This window comes from Zobellia russellii (assembly GCF_018728565.1).
GTDB lineage: Bacteria > Bacteroidota > Bacteroidia > Flavobacteriales > Flavobacteriaceae > Zobellia > Zobellia russellii.
In genome coordinates this window covers 1-524 of record NZ_JACSOI010000032.1, presented here as the reverse complement: position 1 = coordinate 524, position 524 = coordinate 1, and the positions used below count along the sequence as shown (strand labels likewise).

At 39.5% G+C, this 524-nt stretch carries 1 protein-coding gene; it reads right to left on the bottom strand.

All coding sequences use genetic code 11. The annotated features are described in order from the left end of the window. Nucleotides 1-2: 2 nt before the first annotated feature. Nucleotides 3-98: a putative porin gene (locus H9565_RS20405; protein WP_215442154.1), complete on the bottom strand. Its 96-nt coding sequence runs from the start codon at nucleotides 96-98 to the stop codon at nucleotides 3-5. Nucleotides 99-524: the final 426 nt, after the last annotated feature.

Below are 524 nucleotides of genomic sequence, written 5' to 3'. Positions count from 1 at the left end.
AACTACGAGAAAAAGTTCCACACAAGACCGAAACGGATAACGAAATCACGGTATGGATACCCAGGGGCGGAATAGTAACTAAAGAATTTATATCGCAGTTAAGTTTTATTAGACTACAAACGAACAAGGTTTAACCGTGTATTTCTCTTTTAGACAACTAACAAATAAATAAACCTCAAGACACTCAAGAAATAAAAACATGCTTAATCGTCACACCATGACTATAAAACAAAGAGGAGAAAGATTAATTCTCAGGGACAAGGATTATTGAAATCAGGAAGTTTATTCAATTGTGAATCTAAAGACCGTATACAATTCAAAAACAAATATTAAGAAACAGACATCCTCTCCCATGACACAACCGAAGAGCACACGTTCCAGAGACGTGGTGTCACGGAAAGGAACTTAACAAACCATAATTATAGATACGGGGAACGATGGCGGTTATCCCACCGTTCGGGAGGGGACAAAAAAAAGGTCCCGACCAGTAAAACTGATCGGGACCTCGAAGCAAGGCGGCTTCC